We start from the raw sequence: 19,948 nt of genomic DNA, 5'->3' as shown, positions 1-19,948 counted from the left end.
GTTGTCATTGATAGTCATTAGTTGTCATTTAGGGATTAGGAAGGCTTCAGCAATGCATGCCTATAAATGGCAACTAATGACTATCAATGACGTTCCTGTAAAAACTCTTCAATGTTGCGCCCCACTTTTTCCATGAGTAATGTGCGGGCTTCAATACTGGCCCAGGTAACGTGTGGAGTCAAACCCAGACGGTCTTTGTTTGTTACATGCAACAGTGGATTTTGCGGATTTATGGGTTCCTGTGTGAACACATCGATACCCGCGCCGGCAATCAACTCTTCATCCAGCGCTTTTGCTAAATCCGCTTCATTGACAATGCCCCCCCGGCCTACATTAATCAGAATGGCCGACCTCTTCATCTGCTTCAGCCGGTCATAGTTCATCAGATTGGCTGTGTTTTCATTCAGTGGCGCGTGAATAGACACCACATCGGATGTGCTCAGGAATTCGTCCAGGTCCAGACGCAGGTAGGGCTGATCCGTATTCTGACCCGAGGTGGAATAATACACAACTTCAGCCCCAAACGCAGCAGCTACTTTTGCCACCTGTCGGCCAATTGCGCCCAGTCCGATAATGCCAAATCGCTTGCCGTTCAACTCCCAGAAGCCATTACCAAAATGGGTGAATATGTCGGTTTTGGAGTAGTCTCCTCCTTTTACATATTGGTCGAAATAAGGAATATTGACCAACAGGTGAAACAGAATAGCAAAAGTGCCCTGGGTAACGCTTTGGGTCGAATAGTCCGAGGCATTTTTAACCGGAATACCCCGCTTTTCGGCGGCTACTTTATCGACATTGTTGGTGCCGGTGGCTGAGATACAAATGAATTTCAGCTTATGAGCTTGTTCGATGATGGATTTGTTGAGGACGACCTTATTGGTAATCACAATATCGGCATCCTGTATCCGCTCCAGCGTCTGTTCAGGTCGGGTGGTTTGATAGTAAGTAACGTTGCCGTACTTCTCTATCAGTGTTAGATTCGGGATGTCTCCCATTGTCTTGACGTCCAGAAATACTAACTCCATTTTCGTTTATGTGTTGAAGCAATGAAAATTTATTAACCACAGAGCGGTTCGCCGTTGCGACACAGAGAACACGGAGCTAGACATTAATTATTCTTTGTGTTCTCTGTGTCGCAACGGCGAACCGCTCTGTGGTTAAATTAATTTTGATTTAGACAACTACTGTGCGGCTTTGACTTTGACGACTACTTTTTTTACCCCATCGTACCCCTCCACCCGGTTACTGGGATTGTGCGCTTCGGTGGGGGTGGCTATGAAGAAAACTCCGGGCTCGGCTACGTAAAAATTTCCGTTGTCGATGGTATAAAACCCGATGTCCTTGGTCGAATTGTAATCCTGGTTAACCTTCGCGTTGGCTACGGGCATGACACCAATTTTTTCTTTTCCTTTCACCACAAAATGAATGTCGCAATAGGTGTGGTGAGCCTCCCACTTTTCATTCGAAATTTCTCTTGGCGGGCCTTCGCTGATGGTAGCATACACAGTCTCATCGTCAATTGGGTATTTGCCCACCCGGAGCTTCGTGAAATCGGTATCTCGCAAAAAGGCAAACGCTTTATCCCAGGCCGCTTTATTGGCCTGATATTGCTTGGCAAACTCCTCTTTGTTGATCGTTTCAGACGGTTTGGCCTGCAGGCCATTTAGCCAGGTTTGGCTGGCAAACCATTTCGCTGTTTTTTCGGTAGTTGCCTGCGCCTGGCCTGGCAACTGAACAAGCAGGACGGCCAGCAGGGTAATTGCCAGAGAGAGCTTTACGCGTGTTTTTTTCATAATCTGTTTAGGATTTCGGTTACAGGAAGACAAGTTATGGGCATTTTTTGTCATTCCGACGTCAGGAGGAATCTCAAACTTGACTAATGAGAAACTCGAGATTCCTCCTGACGTCGGAATGACAAAAAATACGTATTTGTGCATATCCTAAACAATCTTAATATGGGCGAATATCAAACTAATTCTTGGTTGCTTTCTTTACCTGACCAAGACCAAACTGATCGCCAGCGGCAACGGGCTTGCCACCGCTGAAATGGATTTCCACCATTTTCTCGCTCTGTACATCGTTATGATCCTGATCTTCCAGGGAAGCCACGATTTTACGGGTCTTCACATCAATCACATCGCCGGTTGCGGGATAGGCGTATTTGCCATCCAGGCTAAAGGTGATCCAGCCGGGCATATCTTTTAACGCGATCGTTGTTTTCTGAACGGGCGGCATCACCGTATTGTCGAAGACGTGCAGTCGGTAATTGGCACCATCGCACAGCCAGAGTTCTTTTTCGTCGGGCGTTAGGCCAATACCGTGGCTTGGGCAGCCATGCCGTTTTACTTCACCCATATTCCAGCCTTCAACTACAACCCGGTGCAGGAATTTCCCCGTTACTAAATCCCCGACTTCGAAACCCAGCAAGCCATTCACATTCACATAAACGAGCGTCTGCGAACCGTTAACCGTAAAGGGGCGAATATCTGCCCCGAAAGGGCCAACCTGCTTGGTTACCGTGTGCGTTTTGGTGTCGGCCACGTTCAGCATGGTTGATTTGAGACCAGCCAGATAAACGTAATTGCCATCGGGGCCGTAAATGGTGTTGTGGGCACCCGAATTGGTAACGATTTTCTTGATGATATCGCCCGTTTTGGCATCCAGTACGTTCCAGAACTCTTTTTCTAAAGACGGAGCATAGATAATCTTGCCATCGGGGGAGATGGAAATCCGGTCAACGCCACCTTCATATTCTTTTTCCCACAGCGTTTTTTCCGTGACCAGATCGATACATTGTATGGCTTCTAGGGTGCTGATATAAATGCAGTTATAAGCTAAACTAACATCGACGCCCTTTACATTCGATGGAATGCCTTTTTTCATCGTACCAGTAGGAGATCGAGCGTCTTTTTTTAACAGACCACCAGGAGTGCTGATGAACTTGACAAACTTGTGGTTATTATCCATATCGAAGACCTGGATGCCGTGCCCACCATAGCCCAGATAATTCCGGATACCGGGTGTGGCTACATAAAGATAGCGCTGGACTTTAGGGGCCGGTTTGATAAAGTTGACCGCGAGTTCGTGTTTAGGAGAGGATATCCAGGCTGTTGCCGAGACCAGGAACAGCGCGCCGATCAGTAAGCGGAGTATAGTTCGTTTAGAATTCATTATCGTTATTATTTGAGGTTAAACATGGAATTAGTCTGCATACTTGAAATCGGGAAATGGCTTAATTATACCCGGGATTTTGAGGAAATATAGCCGGATTGTTAATTAATTGAATTTGGGCAAGCGGTATGGGGAACAAGGTGTTGAAGGCCCTCATACCATATTTCTGCATGACTGTGAATGCCTGTCCGGTGCGTACTAAATCAAACCAGCGGTGGCCTTCAAAAGCCAATTCTCGACGGCGTTCCAGAACGATTTGATCACGTAAATCTGCCTGCGACAGCGTTCCAAGCGCGTCAATCCCGGCCCGGGTGCGGACTTGATTCAGGTAGGGTAACGCGGCCGATGCTTTCCCATTTTCATTCAGGGCTTCGGCATACATGAGTAATACATCGGCATACCGAATCACCTTCCAGTTGGCAGGGCTGTCGTTGGCAGTGGTGATCCGCGCAATGTATTTGCGCGTATAGGCCGACATGTTGTTCGATGAGATAAGAATCGGAATAAACTTACCAGTTGCATCCGTGTAGCCTCGCGAAGCGGTAATGTCTTTCCGTTTATCCTTAGCCTCAAACAAATCGAACAGCACCTGGTGGGGGGTATTCTGATCATCGACGGAGCCTGCAATACCGTAAAACGCAATCATCGACGTCACTTTGGGTGTAAAGCGGTTTGTATAAATGCTGCCTTCTCCGCCTAATCCCTGCTCGTATTCGATGTCGAAAATGTATTCGCTGTGGTGCTCGTTTTTGGAATAATCCCACAAATCGGCCCAGTTAGGTAATAGGGCATAGCCCATGGTGGTTACTTCCTGTAATTTGGCTTCGGCCTTCACAAAATCCTTGCGGGTCAGGTATACTTTGCCCAGCAGTGCTTTCGCAGCGCCTTTGGTGGCCCGGCCCACATCGGTTCCGGAGTAACTCGCAGGTAGTTTGGACTCCGCATCGAGCAAATCTTTGATGATAACTTCATCATAAATTTTGTCGACTTTTTCGCGGGGCGTTTTGTAGGATTCATCAATAGACAAGGTTGTGGTAACCATAGGAACATCCCCGAAAATTCTGACCAGATCAAAGTAGGCCAGGGCACGAAGGAATTTAGCCTCGGCCGTGTGGCGATCTTTGTTCTTTACCACGGCTACATCGGCCGATGCGATCCGTTCCAATAAGGTATTGGCCCTGGTGATGGCTTTGTAATAATTTCGCCAGGTCGTGATTAGTAAACCATCATCATTTGAAAGGGTAAAATTATCAACGGCACCCGGTGTGCCCTTTACCAGTTCATCCCAAACATCATCTCCGCGGATATCGCCGAAATAATACATATTCTGGTACTGATCCTGGTAAATACCATAGATACCAATGACGGCGTCCTGATAATCTTTATCGGTTTTATACAGCCCATCAAGCGTTACCGTATCAACAGGAAGGATTTCAATAAACTGCTTATTACAGGCGGTTAATAGCAGCGAGCATACAGCGAGTAAGGTTAGGATCTTTTTCATGCTATGAACTTTTTAACGGGTTAGAAACCCAGATTAATGCCAAAAATTAGCGCCTTCGCAGTGGGGTAATCGTAGCGCTCGTTGCCGGGGGTGAGCGGGCTGGAACTCAGGCTGACATCCGGATTAAAGCCAATGTATTTTGTAAATAGAAATGGATTGTTAGCCGTGAACGACAGGCGAATGGCGCTGAAAGTGAGCTTTTTAGCAATGTGTTCGGGCAGGGCATACCCAAAGGCGATGTTATTGATCCGCAGATAAGAACCATCATCCAGCCACCGTTGGCTATACGTCCCTCTGAAATTGCCGGTCGGCACATCATTAGGCCGTACGGCGTATCCATTTCCCGGATCGGATTCCGATTTCCAGTAGTTATTCATGATGGCATACTGACGGAACCGGGCTCTATTGTTGGCTGATTGCTCTCTGGACAAAGCCAGCACGCTATTGCCCTGAACGCCTTGCAGACTGATACTTAACGTAAAGCTTTTATACGAAAAATTATTGGTCATGCCATAATAGAAATCAGGATAGGGCGATCCCATTATGGTTCTGTCGAAGCTGTTAATGATCCCATCCGGTACGCCATTGGGGCCGCTAACGTCCACAAAACGAACATCACCCACGCGCGAAGCATCGCGTCCGCCGGGATTCCACAGGGGACCTTTGTCCAAGTCAGCTTTCGTGGCAAAAATGCCGTTTGTCAGCCAGCCGTAGAACATACCAACGGGTTGACCAATCATCGTGATGTTGCCGCCCGAAATGATCGGGTCGCCAGATGGGCCCAGCTTGGTCACCTGATTGCGGTACATGGAGAAATTGAGGCTTGTCTGCCAGCGAAATTTCCCTTCGATATTGACGGTGTTTAGGGCAAATTCCCAGCCTGTATTTTTGACTTCGCCGATATTTTTCAGGGCTGTATTGAATCCCGTGATGTCCGGGACATTTACGTTCAACAGCAGATCGGTGTTTCTGGAGCGGAAGTGATCGATGGTCAACGCAACCCGATTGTTTAAAAAGCTCACGTCGATACCGGCATTGATCTGCTCCTGTTTTTCCCAGGTCAAGGCTGGATTTCCCAATCGGCCAGCCGAATAGCCCCCGATTCCGGTATTGCCCAATACGTATTTTTCGTAGTTGATCGTTGCCAACTGGTCGTAGTTGCCAATGTTGTTGTTCCCCGTTTTCCCGTAACTGGCTCTCAGTTTCAACTCGTTCAGGACACGGATATCCTTCATGAAGTTTTCGTCCGAAACGCGCCAGGCTAAGGCTAACGAGGGGAATAAACCATATTTATTGTCTGATCCGAAACGAGATGAACCATCCGTCCGAATTGAGGCCGTTGCGTAGTATTTGCTGTTGTAGTTGTAGTTGATACGACCTAAATAAGAGACCAACGACCATTCGGCTACGTTGGAGGAGCCACCCGTTAACAGGCCACTCACCGCACTTAGGGTCGGCACCAGGTTATTGGGGTATCTGTTGCTAGTGAGCGTGTTGGATTCAAACGTTTCGCGTTGGGTAGTGTAGCCCAGTAAGCCCGTGAAGTTGTGTTTACCCAGGCTTTTGGTATAATTCACCGTTGTTTCTGTAATCCAGTTCAACCGCATGGATGCGTTATCGGAACCCGTAGCCAGTTCATTTAAAAAGGCGGGCAGTTGGGGTTTGAAGTAACTGCCTTTAATGTTCATCAGGTTAATCCCCAACATCACATTTACTTTCAGATTATTCAGGATGGAGTACTCAAGGAAAGTGTTGCCTAAAAAGCCAAAGCCTTTTTGTTTACCCTTCACCTCCTGGGCCAGTGCGAGTGGATTTTTGCTGGTTACGACCGCATCCAGGCCGTTGCCAAATGGATAATAACTTCCATCTGGGTTATATAACGATTGATAGGTTGGGATTACGATGGCATTGTATAAGGGATTGTTCGTGATATCGCTATAGGTTGTTAGGTCTTCGGCCCCAGCTCCACCAACGTTCGTTTTATCGGTATAGGATGGGTTGAAATTCACTTTTAGGGTAAGTTTGGGCGTAAGCCGTGCGTCGATATTAGCCCGGAAGGAGTAGCGTTTGAAATTGCTGTTGAGAATAATCCCATCCTGATTGAGGAACTCACCACTTAAGGCGTATCGAACATTCTCAGTACCACCCGTGGCACTCAGCTGATACTGATGTTGAGGAGCTGTGCGTAGTATGGCATCCAGTGGGTCTTCATTGGTTGTTATTTTTCCCGAAAGAACATCGACAATCGTTTGCGGAACCGGCGCTTTCCAGGTGGTGGGGTTTCCTGACACGTCATTGCCTTCGTCGATATTCCGGTTACGAACGCCATCCAGATAGTGCTGGGCTTCTTCCAGTCCTGTCTGATAAACGGGTCGTTTCGCTATACTCTGGAAGCCAAGCTGATAGTTGAGGTTGATAACGGCTTTGCCGCTCTTTCCCCGTTTGGTATTGATAATCACAACCCCATTCGATCCGCGAGATCCATAAATGGCGGTAGCCGAAGCATCTTTCAGGACGTCAATGGTTTCTACATCGTTAGGATTCAGGGTCTGTATGCTGGAAATGGGGAATCCATCAACCACATATAAAGGACCACCTCCGGCCGAGATGCTACCCACACCCCGTATTCTGATTTGTGGTGCCGCACCCGGCTCTCCCGAAACGGGCTTTACTTGTACCCCGGCAACTTTGCCCATCAGCGCCTGATCCACCCTGGGAACAGCCAGCTCCTGGATGGATTTACTCCCAACCGAAGAAACCGACCCGGTCAGATCTTTCTTCTCGATCGATCCGTATCCGATTACGACGATCTCGTCGAGCGTCTTGTTATCGGTTTTCAGAACAATGTCGATGGTAGCCCGATTGCCAACCACAACTTCCTGAGGCTGGTAGCCAACAAAGCTGAAAATCAGCGTAGAGGACGCATTGGGCACATCCAGTTTATATCGTCCATCGGCGTCGGTATTTGTTCCTTTTTGTGCCCCTTTGAGTACGATACTCACACCGGGCAATCCCTCGCCTTTATCATCCTTTACTGTACCCTGAACTGTAATGTCGGCCGCTTTTTCTTTGTAAACCTCTACTTCGGTTCCAGAGTCGGATGCGGACTGGCGGGTATCGGTTTCATTTTCCGTTTTGTCGGAATGCGGGGGAAACACCACCGGGATCGGCTTAATATTGACTTCTGTTTTTTCGGCAGGTTCTTTCCCCACAACCACATAGCCGCCGTTTTTTACTTTCTTATAGCGAAGTCCCAACGGTTTAAGGATGGTCGTAAGGTTCGTTTCAATATTGGTATTGAAATTAACGGCATCGGCCGCCACCGTTAGTCCATCTACGTTGCGATCAAAAAACAGGATATCGATGGCATAGTGCTCCTGCAATTGTTTCAGTACGTCTTTTAGCCTTTTCGACGACGCTTTCAGGGCTGGTTCCCGTTGCTGAACCTGTTGCGCCCGGGCCAGTGTTTGTGAAAAACCAGGACGTACTCCGCCCAGCCCTACTCCGATGAGGAGTAGGAAGAATATACTTTTTTTCATATTAGATAGGTTTTGGGTTAATGGGGCTGGGTAATCACGATGGTGTCACCCTGTTGTCTGTAAGTCAGATTTGATGCGCTAGCCAATGTTTCGATAAGTTCTTTTGCATTGTAGGCGGTGAAAGCTCCTGAAATGGTCCATTGGGTCAGGGCTTTATCGGGTATCTGAAGTGTGATCCCGTAATTCTCAGCAAAAAGACCGCTGATCTCTGCCAGCGTTGTTCCGTCAAATACAAATCGGTGTTCTTTCCAGGATATAAAATCTTGTGGTTTAGGTGTTTGTTTTACACTGACATGTCCCTCTTTGTCAAACGTGACCAGATTACCTGGCTTCATCGTTAGCTCTTTATTCGCCTTGCCTTCCTGATACCGAAGCCGAACTTTACCTTTATTCAGTACGACTTTTGTTCCTTTCTCGCGGGTATTTACCAGAAACTCTGTGCCCAAAACCACTACTTCAAAATTCTTATTGGTCTGAACAACAAACCGTTGGTGGTTGGGTAAGTGTTTTATGGAGAAATCGGCCTCGCCCAATAAAACAACCTCCCGGGTTTCCTCGCCGAATCCGAAGCGAGGTACCCGTAACGATGAGTTCGCATTCAGCGTAATCTGACTTCCGTCAGAAAGGGTAACCGAACGCGTTTCACCAAACGTAGTGCTGTAGGTTTTAAACCGTAGGTTGTCTTTGAAAAATAGACCACCTAGTAAAAGCAGAACACCTACCGAAGCTGCAATCAGGCTACGAAACCAGAATGGCTTCAACCAGTGCGTTATGGGTTCACCTAAGTTGCCCGGAGATTCGTTTGTGGGCTGGTTAATGATACGTTGCTGATGCCGCTTTAGCGCTTCATTGCTATCTGCTATGAATTGTGGATTCTGACTTTCCCATATGGCTAAACACTCAAAAAAGAACTCCCGGTTGCTGTCGTCTTTCGCCCACTCATCAATCAACTGCTTCTGCAAGGCGGTTGCCCCACCAGCGAAGTAGTTGAAGAGTGTTTCTTTCGATACCTGATTTTTCATGAGAGAAGCGTTAGAACAGTGTGTGAGTAGCGTTGGTACCAGTATGACTGTTTCAGGTATTAAAAACACGTAGTCATCAGGCTAAAAAATAATAGTTTAGTACCAAAACTGACCAGTGATACAAATTATCATCAGCCATTTATCTTTTAGCGTACTTCGAATCTGACGCATCGCCTGATACACATGGGCTTCAATCGTGCGTAACGAAAGGTGAAGCTCATCGGCTATTTCCTGGTACTTCTTTCCTTCAAAGCGGTGCATAACATAAATCTGACGGCGCTTTAGGGGCATGGTATTGATTGCATTTTCTACATCATGATATAACTCTTCATACTGTGTAATTGAATCAGGACTTTGGGTGATATGGGCTGGAATTAAATCGGCTTTATCAAGCGAGGTGGTATGGCGCATTTCGGCCCGAACATGATCGAAAGCCCGGTTTCGGACCATCGTAAACAAATACGCTCTATACGAAGACGTGATTGTCTGGTGTCGTTGGTCAACCTGAAACTCGTAGAATATATCCGATACAATATCTTCGGCAATGGCCTTGGAGGAAACATAGCGGACAGCATGGCTACACAGCATAGCGTAGTAATGCCGAAACAAAAGGCTAATACCAGCGTCGACATTTTGCTCAAAGGTTTTCCGCAGAAACAACTCTGTATCCAGGGTTCCTTTTATTGAAGATGTATCCTCTGCTTCTTCCAATATTCCAACATGTGGTTGACCTAGCTCTTTGCTCTGAATTAATTGTCGGATTTGTCCCATTGGTATTGGTGAATGAAGCTAGTGGTTCATTACTCTGCAAACTCGTACCCCAATTGTTACCCCCCGGTTTATTCCTTTACCCTGGAAGCACACTCTGGGATAGAGACGTTAACGGACTGAAATACCCTTAGTCGTTTTTTAATTATTTTCTTTAAAAATTGAATTATATAATGTGGGGGGAGTGGTAAGAGGGAAAAAATAGGCGCTAAAGAGTATTGCAGAGTAGGGTTGGCAAAGTCACTCCAGACGCGTTCTCGTGGTTAGAATAGAGCAACAGAGCCAACCGTAGCCCATTAGACGGCTATAGTCCATAGCCGAAGAGCCGCTAATCTGGAAAGTAGCTATGAATTAATTTGTCCTGACTCACTTTTTAATGAGTGAGTCTACAGTTTCTAAAAATGAAGGCTATGTGATAGGGAGATCTGTGAACTATTTATTCACGAACTGTCAGCCAATGAAAATAGTAGAAGAAGCTTTGGAGTTATCGTATGTAACTCATTTCTGAAGCGCGCTGTAATTGGCTTTCCTTTGTAGAGCTTCCAGGGCGGTGGCCAGATACACCAGTGGGGCGTTCCAGTTGATGGCAATTTCGTTAGATGCGTAGGAGCAGGCATCGTCGAGATAAACCTCATCGGCAACTGTAGTGGTGTAGCCCGCACATTTATCCTGCCGGGCCGCATTGGCATTGGTACCACCCGATAACAGGCCTGGAACCGGAGCCTCGATCCCATCGGCCACGGATGGACGGTGATGCGGGTGCATTGTTGATTTACTGCCAAAGCCAGTTACGAACGAATAGCCCGTTGCGTTCCGGCCCAGTAAATAATCCAGGTTGGTTAGGGACGCATCCAGATACGCTCGGTCATTGGTGAGCCGATACGCCTGAATCAACGCAATTCCCTGATTGGCGGCTACGGCGCTGCTTCCCCAGATATAGTCGCTGGCCGATTTGCCCATGACGGTTTGATAAGCCTGCTCGTCTACATCCTGCCGAAGCTGGTCGGCAAATTGGATCAGTCGCTTTTTAAGTTGAGGTAAGTCTTTTTGAGCGATTGGCGTCAGGTCGTTTGCAAAGCGGGCAAGTGAGTAATACGCCAGTGTGCGTACCTGCGGCCACGAAGGTAGTGGCGTCTTCTCATCGGGGAACAGATTGACTGCTGTATAGTACGTATCCTCTTTTGTGGTCAGATAAAGTTCGGCAGCGGCCCAAATCCATTCGTCAGTAGCGTCACGGTCTTCGTAGCCGCCCGTTACTACGTCCGGCTCAAATTGCTTGTTCATGGCAGTCTGGTCGTAGCGGGCGTTGGGGTTCTGCTTGGCCCATTGCCAGGCGCGGGTGGCTGCCGTCACACACGAATCTGCCAGACCTGGCAACTCCTTGTTATATCGTCGGAATACACGACTTGCCTGCGCCAGTACAGCCGCAAAATCAAGTGCAGCTGTGATGCTTTTCTGAACGACATAACGCTCTTTATCGGCCTGATTGGGCATAACCATCCCATCGAAGCGAGCGTTGGTGAGCTTATGATAAACACCGCCATCGGCTGGGTCCTGCATGGTCAACATCCAGCGGAGATTCCATAAGGACTCATCCAGCAAATCGGGTAGATTATTTTTACTCTCTGGAATGTTTGTAACAACTGTACGGCAGAAATCGGGGAAGTCTTCGTACAACGACAGTAACGTACCCATCGTAATACCTGAGTTAACGATGTATTTGTTGTAGTCTCCCGCATCGTACCAACCTCTTGGCGATGAGATCGTTGTACCCTCCAGACGAGTAGCGGAAGCCGCCGATGGGTGAATGAGTACGCGCGTGTCCGGGTGACCCGCTGGTCGATGCCACTGTCCGGCGTAGGTTTCGGGCAAATCAATGGATGCTCGCTGATAATAGAATCCTTTTAGAGCACCAATAGCCAGATTCCGGTGTATGTTCGGGCGAATCGAAAATGGATAGGAGTGGCCCAGACCGGGTACAACCACTACGAAGGTACCGGTTGAACGGAATGCCGAAAAGTCAGCCGTTCGGGCAGTTTTACCGGAAATGGCGTTCTGGCGTGGCTGACTGAGGGTTCCAGAGAAAAGGACTTTCTTGCCGTCTGCTGAGGTTATCTGAAAGGGGCCGGATACATCGCCCAGAACGATGGCGATTTTGGGTGCATTGGGGTAAAAGCCAAGTTGATTCAGGCGAATCGATTCGGATACGGCTTGCCCATTAACGCCAGCAATCGCAAAACTGATTAGCAAAATACTGAAAATCAGTGATTTGTTTAGGCTTGAATTAGCAAGGCCGTTTGCGTTTTCGAAAGTCCGTTTTTGCAACGGCATAATCAACTTGAGGTTTTTCATCCTATGTCAATCCCAACTAAGATCAGGAAAATGGTGAGCAAGATACGGAACGTTCCGCTCAGGGCTGACGCCAGTTGGGAAGTTCGTCGCGGGTAATAACGTCGGGATCGGCGTAAACGGCTTTGAGTTGCTCAATTGGCTGTTTTTTTATCCAGTCGGCACCGTTCCAAACGGAAAACCACGACCACCAGGTACCAACCCCACGAATTTTGTCCGGACTTGGCAGATTACCGGTTTCTGATAACGTCACCAGCTTTTTGCCATTAAATCGGGCTTGAGTGCTGGTCCAGTTGGTGCTTAAGTCGGCGGCTGAATCTGCGTAAATATCCAGCCCTACAATGTCAACGTATTGATCACCAGGATACCAGTCTGGGTTCACGGTATCGGTTCCGGTATATACCCAGATCAGGTTGTGCAGTTGATGCTCGTTTGTCAGGCGGTTGTATAGAATTTGCCAGAGTTCTTTAAACGGACCTGCTCCTTTAGCGCCCCACCAGAACCAGCCACCGGGCGCTTCATGTAGAGGACGCCAAAGCACAGGCACATCGGCATCCTGAAATTTCCGGAGTTGCACCGCAATAGTATCAATGTCGCGTAGCAACAGTTTATAGCGTTCTCCGTTTTTATCCGCCAGTGTAGCCGACAGATCAAAGGTAGTGGCGCGGGTATAAAAGCCGCTCCACCAGAGTTTGTCGGGTGCCTGATTGATCAAATCGGTGGGAGCGTTCCAGTGCCAGCATAAACTAATGATACCCCGGCCTTCGCCTTTTTTCGCCCAGTTGATCATGGCTTCGCTGGTACGGGTTGGCGATCCGCCAAATTGAACACGGCTGGGTGAGTAGTCAATTAAATCGAACGCGCCAATGGCGGGCTCTTTACCAGTTTTATCCAGAACGTATTCTACGTCATCCTGCTGACCTGAAATTACTTTACGCCCATATTGGTCCGTTAAATAAGCGAATAGGTTTTTTGTTGATGAGGTGGCCTGGGCATTAGCAAGTTGGCTTGCTGGTTTGGTTGGTAGTGTGGGCGTTGTTGGCTGCTGTATCGTGTCGGGTACGACAACAGATTCGGCAGCTTTACAACTGGAAATACTAATTGCCAGGAATATGGCTAGAAGAGAAAGACCAGGTTTCTGCGGTAAAAATGAGAGCATACGGATAAAATGACTCGGTAAATAAACTTCCCGAATTGGTCGCTTTCCCTCACCCCCGACCCCTCTCCCAAAACGGGAGAGGGGAGAATGCTGGAGCAAAAATTTAGGGATTAACCTTTTGATATTCAGGGGAATTTTAGGAGTTTCAAACTCGGAAGTTGAATGAAAACCAATGCTCTACTTCACCAGCATGAGGTCATCGAAATAGAAGGTCTCATCCTGTTTATCCGGCCCCTGAATCCGGAAACCGACCTGCGTTAGGGTTTTGCCAGCGATCCAGAAGTCTATCGCCGACAGCTTGATCTTGAAGTAATTCCAAACCCCGGCTTTTACATTGATCTTATTTGTCTCAACGAAATCCCCGAAGCCAGCCTTGCCTGCATCGGTCGTTAAGTAAAGCGAGTAATCGGCCGAAGCGCCTTTGATCCAGCCCGTTACATAGGTGTAATCCGCAGAGTACGGAATGGCCGATCCTGACCAGTTCGCAAACGCGATCAAATGCCAGTTGCCTTTCTGAAAGTTTTTGCCAATGGAGGCTGTTCCCGATGCAAACTCTTTGGTCGATACGGCAGCTGCATCGCCCCAGGAGCCATCCTGGAAACCAGTGCCATAGGCATCCGTAAAGATTTGGTAAGCTTTATCGACATTCACAAACTCCTGCGGAGACGTGATTCGCCCGGTGCCGTTAGTAATGCGTAAGGGAGCGCGGTTCAGTGTCGACGTGGGCATCTGGACAACTAATTGCGTTTTTGCTTTAGAAACAATCGTTACCGGGTCCGACACGCCTTTCACCGAATCGGTCAGCGTAACCGCCGTAACATCGTCGAAGTTGTTACCAGTGAGGGTAATGACGGTCCCTTTCGTGAAATTATAATTCGAGACCGAGGCCACCGTCGGATAGGCCAGCGCCTTGAACGGAACCTTCAGCGTATTACCCGCGCTGTTGGTGAAAATAATGTTCTGGGTACCGCCCAGCACCTCCGAAGGTACCCGAAAAAGAATAGCTCCTTCGGTATTGAGCGTGGATTGAAACCCGGCAGGTACATTCCCTTTTTCAAAAACAATACTGCGAATATCGCCCAGGCCCGTACCCGTTAACGTAACCAGCGATCCACCCGCTGCGGAGTCGGGCATGAGCTTGGTGGCGACGGGATTTCCGGGGGCAATTTGCGGACTTCCGTCGGTATCTTTTGTGCAGGAACTTATCGTGAAAGCAGTTACTGCTGCCAGGAATGATAAGGTTGCTAATTGATTGAATTTCATTGGAATATGGTTTGTGGTTTACGGTATTTGGTTTACTGTTCTCGGTTCCGCTATGCGGTCCGTTGGTACGGTCAACTGGGCATCTACCTTGCTGGCATCAGCCCATTTTAAACCGAAAACAGTATACCAAAACCAGACCCGGCCAATAGTTTAGTTGTAGTAAGGAACTGGATCTTTGCCCAATTCGGGGTCTTGAACGATCTCGCCAGCCGGAATCGGCAGAAACATCTTGTCTTCCGTGAAATTGGTGAGATAGGTTGCTCCCGTCACCGTTCCCCGGTTTTGCTTCTCAATGATCGACTTCGCTTTGGCAAATCCCTGCCGCTGAATATCGTACCAGTAGTCGCCCTCGAAGGCAAACTCGACCCGACGTTCGTGAAGAATGTTATCCTGTGTAAATGATGTTCGGGGCGACAAACCCGCCCGGCTCCGGACTTTATTCAGGGCGTCAAGCGCTTTCGCATCGCTGGTCGACGCGGCACCCGCCAGGGTAGCCTCCGCGTAAATCAGTAAGATGTCGGCATAGCGAAGAAGCACGACGTTGTTGCCCGAATTCTGGCCTAGCACCGCTTCGCCACCAAAACTTTTCCCTGGTCCCGCAAAGTACTTGACGATATTGGAACGGGTAGCGTTCAGGCTGCCGCCATCTTCGGTGGGTTGCAACGTATCGTACTTAAATCCATTGGCCATAAAGGCGTTGTACTTGGGCGCATTGGCGCGTTGGGGTTTCCAGTTCGGATTAGTCCAGCCCTGTTCCATTACTGACCACTTCCGGCGTAGATCGCCAAACTCGTATTCTTTCAATAAATCGAGCGAAGGAACATACATTTCCCAGGCATCGGCTTCGGCGGTACGCAACGCACCAGCGCCACGATCCGGGTTTTTGATATTGCCCGTTCCCCAGGGATCACCCGCCAATTGGTGCTGAATCGAGAATAAGGTTTCGGCATTATTGTTCAGGCTCATTTTCGTGAACATGCCCATATAATCGTCAACCAGCGCGTATTTGCCCGAGTTGATGACCTCTTCGGCCTTCGCCTTCGCATTGGCGTAATCCTTGTTATACAGGTACAGTTTGGACATCATGCCCTTCGCCGAGTACTTCGTCAAGCGGCCCGGTACATCTGACTCGGGTAAGCCTGTTTCGGCCAGTTTTAATTCATCGAGTGCAAACCGAAGCACATCTTTTTGCAGGTAACGGGGAATATTAAAGTTGCCGGACAACGCCGTTGCGCCTGGATCGGTGATGATCGGTGCAGCACCCCAAGTACGGGCAATGTAGAAATAGATGGTACCCCGAATGAAATGACATTCGGCGATAGCCGGGTCCAGGTAAGCGGCCCCACCACCAGCAGCTTTCTTCTCTTCAAACGTTTTGATCATGACGTTGGCATAGCCAATGATCTTGTAAAACGCACCCCAGGCCGCGCCAACCCGATCGGAAGCCGACGAGACGGAGAAGTTCAGGTATTCGACGTCGGTGTAGGTAAACATATTCCCGCCCATAACGTCGCCGATGGCATCCTGTGCGCGGCTTTCGTAGTTGCGCCAGGGTAAGCCGCTGTAAAGTGTACTGGTTGCGGCCCGTACTTCGTCCGCATTGTTGTAATAGTTTCCGGTTGTGGTACCCGACAGCGAAGGCCGGTCAATGAAGTCTTTCGAGCAGGAAGACAACAGCACCGCCGGAAGTATCAGGGCATATAGTGGCTTGAGTTTCATCTTTTTAAACGTGAAAGAGTGAATGAGCGAAAGAGCGATTATTGCCTATCGTGAAAAAGACTTCGAGTGGTAAAAGGGTATGCGTCAGCAATCCGCTCTTTCACTCGTTCGCCCTATCGCTCTTTAATTTAGAATTGCAGATTGGCGCCTACGGTGAACGTACGTGGGTTCGGATAGTGGCCGGTGTCTACATTCATCAGCTTAATACTGTTGTTGAACGCGCCGATTTCGGGGTCGTAGCCAGAGTAGTTCGTGAAGGTCTTCAGGTTCTGAATCGTCCCGTAAATCCGTAGGTTCGATACCTTCACCTTGCTAAGCAACGTTTTGGGTAGTCGGTAGCCCAGCGTAATGTTCTGAATACGCCAGTAAGAAGCATCCTCCACGTAGCGGTCCGACATGGCGGTATTGTTCTTGTTGGTGTTGGTAAATCGCGGCAGTGAGCCGTTCGGGTTGGCTTCGGTGTAGCGATCCGTTACCGTTTGTAGCTGGTTGGTATAGGCATTGTTCAGACCCTCCAACTGCCAGCGCAGGAAGTTAAACGCTTTGGCCCCCTGGCTCCCTTGCAGGAACAACGAGAAATCGAAGTCGCCGTAGTTGAGCGTATTGGTAAAGCCCCAGGTGAATTTCGGTAATGGACTGCCAATAAAGGTGTAGTCCTGCGCGTCGATCTTGCCATCGCCGTTGATGTCCTTGAAGCGAACATCGCCCAGCCATGTCTCGGTCTGGTTCACCTTGTAGCCAAATTGGGGGAGGCTGGCGTCCAGTTCGGCCTGCGTACGGAATAACCCATCGGTTTTTAATCCCCAGAACGAGCCAACCGCGTTGCCGGGTGTGGTATGCGTGATCAGGTAGTTGTTGTAATACACTTTTCCGTCCAGGGCCGATGCAGCACTGGCCGCTTTGTCATAACGGTTGGTGAATTGCGTAAATACGACATTCGTCTTCCAACTGAAATTACCCTTTTTGATGTTGGTGGTCGTCAGGCCAATATCAACACCTGTATTGGTCATTTGACCGGCATTACCCAGAGGGGCTTTCAAATCATCCCACTGGTCGCCAACGCCAATCAGGTTGGGGCCGGTGAGGAAGATGATCATGTCGGACGTAACTTTTTTGTAGACATCAATCGTTGCGTCGATGCGCCCGTTGAAGAAGCCCAAATCAACCCCAGCGTTGGTCGTTTTTACCGACTCCCATTTCAGGTTCGGGTTCGGAATACCATTGATCATGTTCGAGGAACCGAACCCAACCGGACCCGAGAAGAATTGCACAGCTCCTACGTAAGCAGGGTTAGGGGCACCGCCGGGGAAGTTCTGATTACCAACCACCCCATAGCCTACCCGCAGTTTTGCATAGCTCAGAACCGTGGCAATAGGCCCTTTCATGAATTTCTCGTTCGAGATTGTCCAACCCGCCGATACACCAGGGAACGAACCCCAACGATTGTTTGGCCCGAAATTCGACGAGCCATCCGTCCGGAAACTAGCCGACAGCGAGTACCGATCATCGTAGGTATAGTTGGCACGGGCAAAATACGACTCCATGGCCCATTGGCCTTTGCCGCCACTCAGGCCCCAGGTGGTCTGATCGGCGCTACCGGTGTTGAGGTCAAAAATATTGGCCTGTAAATCCACTTTGCTTCCCGAAATAGATTGGTAGTAGGAGTTTTGTACCTGATGCCCAACTGTTGCCTGAATACCGTGTTTTCGGAGGTTTTTTGTATAGCTCAGGTAGTTGGTGAGCGACCAATAGTAGCTATCCGAACGGGAATCGATCAGTTTGCTCCGGAACGACGTACTACCCACATTACCAGCTTTCTGGTACGCAATGTTATTGTCCTGCCCTAGGGAGTAGGAAAGTTCGTTCCGTAACGACAGGTCTTTGGTAAACTGCAATTCAGCGTAAAGGCTACCAAACACGTTGTTCGAGGTTTTGGTGTTTCCCCGGTACTGGCTGTTCCCGACTAGGTTTGATCCGTAGTACTGCACGCCACCTACTGTTTGGCCACCACCCCAGGTCCCGTCAATATTTTTTACGGGCGTTAATGGGCTGGTCGAGGCACCCCACCAAATGGTTCCTTCGGCGGCATCGGCCAAGGATACGTTCTGGATACTGCGCGATACGTTGGCGCTGATACCCACTTTGGCCCAGCTTTTCAACTGCGTATCAAGGCTGAAGCGGGATGCGTAGCGTTTAAAATCGGAACCCAGCAAAATCCCTTTGTTGTCGAAGTAATTCAGCGACAGATAGTAGGTGGTTCGGTCTTTACCGCCCGAAAAACTCAGCTGATGGTTACTGATCGTTCCGTGCTGAAACATAGCCTCCTGCCAGTCGGTACCATTGCCCAGTAGATCGGGGTTTTTGAACTCATCGGCTACCGGATTCCCGATAATAGGCAGGACTTCGTTCTGGTAACGGGCAAAATCGGGCAACTTCATCAGATTCAATCGCCGGGCCACTTCCGAAACGCCCGTGTAGGTTTCGTAATTGATCTTGCCTTCGCCCGATTTACCTTTTTTCGTCGTAATCAAAATGACGCCGTTAGCCGCTTGTGATCCGTAAATGGCTTGTGCTGAAGCATCTTTCAACACATCGATGCTTTCGATATCGTTGGGGTTCAACATAGCCATTACACTGTTGCCCGTCTGCCCATCGCCACCACCCAAACCCGCGTAGCCAGTGCTATTCGAGGTATTACCTCCCACAAACGGCACACCGTCGATTACAAATAGAGGGTCGTTGCTGTTGATGGACGTGACCCCGCGCACTTTAACCGATACGCCACCACCGGGTTGTCCGCCATTGCTGGTCACAGTCACACCGGCTGCTTTGCCCTGAAGCAATTGATCAATACCAGCCGCTGGAATGTCTTTCAAATCAGCCGCTTTCACGGTCGTAATCGACGACGTAACATCCGAACGCTTGGCTGTACCATAGCCGATAACGACAACTTCGTCCAGCGATTGATCGCCCGTTTGGAGGGTGATGTTCAGATTCGTTCGCGAGCCAACTTCAATTTCCTGCGTTTTCATCCCGATAAAGGAAATAACCAGTACTTTGGCGCCCGCAGGCATATTGATCGAGAACCGCCCGTTCACATCGGTGGTAGTTCCCAGTTGCGTGCCCTTCACCGATACCGTTGCGCCCGGAAGTGTATTTCCTTTTTCATCGGATACAACTCCCTTTATCAGGGCTTTGGTATCTGATGGCGTGTTAAGAATAGGTCTGGCCGCTTTTATGGTTGCCAGTGCAGGCGGGTTCTTCTCCGTAGCTGTACTGGTAATGGCTCGCTCCTGTGCGTGGACAACTATCCAACTGCTCAGGACGAAGGCCCCCGAAAGCACATGTTTAATCATGAGGAAAAAATTAAGAGTTAACTTAAACAATAGACTTGGTAGATAATTCTGATTTTATTGTAACTGCTGGCTGATTTTTTAGTCAGGTGTACTGGCTA

At 48.9% G+C, this 19,948-nt stretch carries 12 protein-coding genes; all 12 read right to left on the bottom strand.

Annotation, left to right across the window (positions count from 1 at the left end):
• Window positions 1-83: 83 nt before the first annotated feature.
• A complete protein-coding gene (locus tag ACYVGO_RS09245; RefSeq protein ID WP_460969010.1) occupies window positions 84-1,025 on the bottom strand; it encodes a D-2-hydroxyacid dehydrogenase in 942 nt (313 codons plus the stop codon).
• Between the two features lie 156 nt (window positions 1,026-1,181).
• A complete protein-coding gene (locus ACYVGO_RS09240) occupies window positions 1,182-1,793 on the bottom strand; it encodes a NanQ anomerase/TabA/YiaL family protein (RefSeq protein WP_142776416.1) in 612 nt (203 codons plus the stop codon).
• A gap of 178 nt (window positions 1,794-1,971) precedes the next feature.
• Window positions 1,972-3,171 carry a YncE family protein gene (locus ACYVGO_RS09235; RefSeq protein ID WP_460969009.1) on the bottom strand — a complete coding sequence of 400 codons (1,200 nt, stop codon included), beginning with the start codon at window positions 3,169-3,171 and terminating at the stop codon, window positions 1,972-1,974.
• A 61-nt stretch (window positions 3,172-3,232) separates the two neighbouring features.
• Window positions 3,233-4,675, bottom strand: coding sequence for a RagB/SusD family nutrient uptake outer membrane protein (locus ACYVGO_RS09230; RefSeq protein WP_460969008.1), 1,443 nt, complete (start codon window positions 4,673-4,675; stop codon window positions 3,233-3,235).
• A 20-nt stretch (window positions 4,676-4,695) separates the two neighbouring features.
• Entirely contained in the window at window positions 4,696-8,214 is a 3,519-nt protein-coding gene (locus ACYVGO_RS09225; RefSeq protein WP_460969007.1) for a SusC/RagA family TonB-linked outer membrane protein, read from the bottom strand.
• Between the two features lie 17 nt (window positions 8,215-8,231).
• The gene (locus ACYVGO_RS09220; RefSeq protein ID WP_142776412.1) at window positions 8,232-9,236 is read right to left on the bottom strand and encodes a FecR family protein; all 1,005 of its coding nucleotides are present in this window, start codon (window positions 9,234-9,236) and stop codon (window positions 8,232-8,234) included.
• A gap of 96 nt (window positions 9,237-9,332) precedes the next feature.
• Window positions 9,333-10,007 carry an RNA polymerase sigma-70 factor gene (locus ACYVGO_RS09215; protein ID WP_460969006.1) on the bottom strand — a complete coding sequence of 225 codons (675 nt, stop codon included), beginning with the start codon at window positions 10,005-10,007 and terminating at the stop codon, window positions 9,333-9,335.
• Between the two features lie 495 nt (window positions 10,008-10,502).
• Window positions 10,503-12,335, bottom strand: coding sequence for a glycoside hydrolase family 9 protein (locus tag ACYVGO_RS09210; RefSeq protein ID WP_460969005.1), 1,833 nt, complete (start codon window positions 12,333-12,335; stop codon window positions 10,503-10,505).
• 79 nt (window positions 12,336-12,414) lie between these two features.
• Window positions 12,415-13,512 (bottom strand): glycosyl hydrolase, encoded by a 1,098-nt coding sequence (locus ACYVGO_RS09205; protein ID WP_460969004.1) that lies wholly within the window; start codon window positions 13,510-13,512, stop codon window positions 12,415-12,417.
• 177 nt (window positions 13,513-13,689) lie between these two features.
• Complete coding sequence (locus ACYVGO_RS09200; RefSeq protein ID WP_460969003.1) at window positions 13,690-14,775, bottom strand: IPT/TIG domain-containing protein; 1,086 nt, start codon at window positions 14,773-14,775, stop codon at window positions 13,690-13,692.
• A 150-nt stretch (window positions 14,776-14,925) separates the two neighbouring features.
• Complete coding sequence (locus ACYVGO_RS09195) at window positions 14,926-16,494, bottom strand: RagB/SusD family nutrient uptake outer membrane protein (protein ID WP_142776408.1); 1,569 nt, start codon at window positions 16,492-16,494, stop codon at window positions 14,926-14,928.
• Window positions 16,495-16,622: 128 nt separating this feature from the next.
• Complete coding sequence (locus tag ACYVGO_RS09190) at window positions 16,623-19,850, bottom strand: SusC/RagA family TonB-linked outer membrane protein (RefSeq protein ID WP_460969002.1); 3,228 nt, start codon at window positions 19,848-19,850, stop codon at window positions 16,623-16,625.
• Between the last annotated feature and the right edge of the window lie 98 nt (window positions 19,851-19,948).

This window comes from Spirosoma migulaei, from assembly GCF_054776855.1.
This window is presented reverse-complemented; position numbering and strand designations above follow the sequence as displayed.

Bases quoted from the DNA above. Each gene is read 5' to 3' on its own strand.
- ACYVGO_RS09240 (WP_142776416.1), bottom strand. From the start codon at position 1,793: ATGAAAAAAACACGCGTAAAGCTCTCTCTGGCAATTACCCTGCTGGCC.
- ACYVGO_RS09235 (WP_460969009.1), bottom strand. From the start codon at position 3,171: ATGAATTCTAAACGAACTATACTCCGCTTACTGATCGGCGCGCTGTTC.
- ACYVGO_RS09230 (WP_460969008.1), bottom strand. From the start codon at position 4,675: ATGAAAAAGATCCTAACCTTACTCGCTGTATGCTCGCTGCTATTAACC.
- ACYVGO_RS09190 (WP_460969002.1), bottom strand. From the start codon at position 19,850: ATGATTAAACATGTGCTTTCGGGGGCCTTCGTCCTGAGCAGTTGGATA.
- ACYVGO_RS09210 (WP_460969005.1), bottom strand. From the start codon at position 12,335: ATGCCGTTGCAAAAACGGACTTTCGAAAACGCAAACGGCCTTGCTAAT.
- ACYVGO_RS09215 (WP_460969006.1), bottom strand. From the start codon at position 10,007: ATGGGACAAATCCGACAATTAATTCAGAGCAAAGAGCTAGGTCAACCA.
- ACYVGO_RS09245 (WP_460969010.1), bottom strand. From the start codon at position 1,025: ATGGAGTTAGTATTTCTGGACGTCAAGACAATGGGAGACATCCCGAAT.
- ACYVGO_RS09225 (WP_460969007.1), bottom strand. From the start codon at position 8,214: ATGAAAAAAAGTATATTCTTCCTACTCCTCATCGGAGTAGGGCTGGGC.
- ACYVGO_RS09200 (WP_460969003.1), bottom strand. From the start codon at position 14,775: ATGAAATTCAATCAATTAGCAACCTTATCATTCCTGGCAGCAGTAACT.
- ACYVGO_RS09220 (WP_142776412.1), bottom strand. From the start codon at position 9,236: ATGAAAAATCAGGTATCGAAAGAAACACTCTTCAACTACTTCGCTGGT.
- ACYVGO_RS09195 (WP_142776408.1), bottom strand. From the start codon at position 16,494: ATGAAACTCAAGCCACTATATGCCCTGATACTTCCGGCGGTGCTGTTG.
- ACYVGO_RS09205 (WP_460969004.1), bottom strand. From the start codon at position 13,512: ATGCTCTCATTTTTACCGCAGAAACCTGGTCTTTCTCTTCTAGCCATA.